The 1,701-nt window shown below is 48.7% G+C and carries 2 protein-coding genes and 1 pseudogene; all 3 read left to right on the top strand.

Annotated features, from left to right (window positions below; translation table 11 throughout):
• A partial coding sequence (locus DWX32_RS19190; protein ID WP_118660877.1) for a hypothetical protein occupies window positions 1-300 on the top strand: 300 nt, incomplete at its 5' end.
• Window positions 301-321: 21 nt separating this feature from the next.
• Window positions 322-732 carry a PrgI family protein gene (locus DWX32_RS19185; protein ID WP_035290041.1) on the top strand — a complete coding sequence of 137 codons (411 nt, stop codon included), beginning with the start codon at window positions 322-324 and terminating at the stop codon, window positions 730-732.
• Window positions 698-1,657 (top strand): annotated as a pseudogene (locus tag DWX32_RS19180) (VirB4-like conjugal transfer ATPase, CD1110 family); the annotation flags it as partial. The gene DWX32_RS19185 and the pseudogene DWX32_RS19180, both read left to right, overlap by 35 nt.
• Window positions 1,658-1,701: the final 44 nt, after the last annotated feature.

Genomic DNA, 1,701 nt, shown 5'->3' with positions numbered 1-1,701 from the left:
GTAAGGCGCCGGGTTCTTACCCTACTTTACTGTTCGGTATCGCCTATCCCGTTTGCAACTATGACCAACAGAGAGTGGGGGCAGATAGGCAACAACTACTTAAAAGCCCTGTTCGCCCTCGGTTTTCAAGGCTTCCTCATAATGATATGCGTCGGCATTTATGCGGTTTTGGTTGGCAGCATGATTGTAGCGGATAACCTACACAGCGCGATATTCTCCCTTGCAGCCTACACCGTGATTTTGTGCTTCTCTTTATTCAAAACAGGCACACTTGCGAAGTCAATTTTTAACGCCCACTAAAGACCGAAAGGAGGTTTTCACTTGGCGTATGTACCCGTACCCAAAGACTTATCAAAAATCAAAACGAAAGTCGCTTTTAATCTGACAAAGCGGCAGATTATATGTTTTGCGGCAGCCCTCGCTATGGGACTACCGCTTTTCTTTTTGCTCAAAGACAGCGCGGGAACAAGCATGGCGGCATTTGCAATGATTGTCGTTATGCTTCCCTGCTTCCTCTTGGCAATGTATGAAAAACACGGGCAGCCCCTTGAAGTCGTGATAAAGAACGTCATTCAGACAAAGTTTATCCGACCAAAGGAACGCCCCTATCAGACGGAAAATTTTTATGCCGTCATAGAAAAACAACGAAAACTGGAAAAGGAGGTATCGGCTATTGTCAATGGCAGAACGAAAAACCATGACCCGCGCGGTAAAAAATCCCGTGAAGCGTAAGCTGACCCGCGCAGAAAAGAAAGAAATCGCCGCCGTGATACAGGCGGCAAAGGGCGACGGGAAGCCCCACACCGCACAACAGACCATTCCCTACTTGCAGATGTACCCGGACGGGATTTGCAGGGTAACGGAAAAGAAATACAGTAAAAGCCTTGTCTTTGAAGATATTAACTATCAGCTTGCACAGGCAGATGATAAGACCGCCATTTTTGAAAACTGGTGCGATTTTCTCAACTACTTTGACGCTTCCGTTTTGGTGCAGCTCTCTTTCATCAATCAGGGCGCAAGAAAGGAAAAGGCACAGGCGGCTATCGAAATTCCGGCGCAGGACGACGCTTTTAACTCTATCCGCAGGGAGTACGCGGATATGCTGAAAAACCAGCTTGAAAAAGGCAACAACGGACTGGAAAAATGCAAGTACATTACCTTTTCCATTGAAGCGGACAATCTTGCGGCGGCAAAAGCACGTCTTTCCCGTATCGAAACCGACGTACTCAATAATTTTAAGGTGCTTGGCGTAACAGCCCGCCCCATGAACGGACAGGAACGCTTGAACGTACTGCATGGGATTTTCCACCCGGAGGGCGAGCCGTTCCGCTTCTCTTGGGACTGGCTTGTACCGTCGGGGCTTACCACAAAGGACTTTATCGCCCCGTCCTCGTTCCGTTTTGGCGACGGGCGCACATTCCGCATGGGGCGTAAGCTCGGTGCGGTTAGTTTCCTTGAAATCCTCGCGCCGGAGCTGAATGACCGTATGCTTTCGGACATTCTCGACCTTGAAAACGGGATAATCGTCAATCTGCATATCCGCAGTATCGACCAGAGCGAAGCAATCAAGACTATCAAGCGCAAGATAACCGACCTCGACAAGATGAAGATTGAGGAACAGAAAAAAGCGGTACGCAGCGGGTATGACATGGATATAAGTGCGACTCGTTCCTGAACAAAGCCTTCGTGGTTGAAGGACAA

The organism is Blautia sp. AF19-13LB (genome assembly GCF_003479105.1).
Lineage (GTDB): Bacteria > Bacillota > Clostridia > Lachnospirales > Lachnospiraceae > Fusicatenibacter > Fusicatenibacter saccharivorans.
The sequence above is the reverse complement of the archived record's forward strand: the minus strand, read 5'-3'. Positions and strand labels throughout refer to the sequence as shown.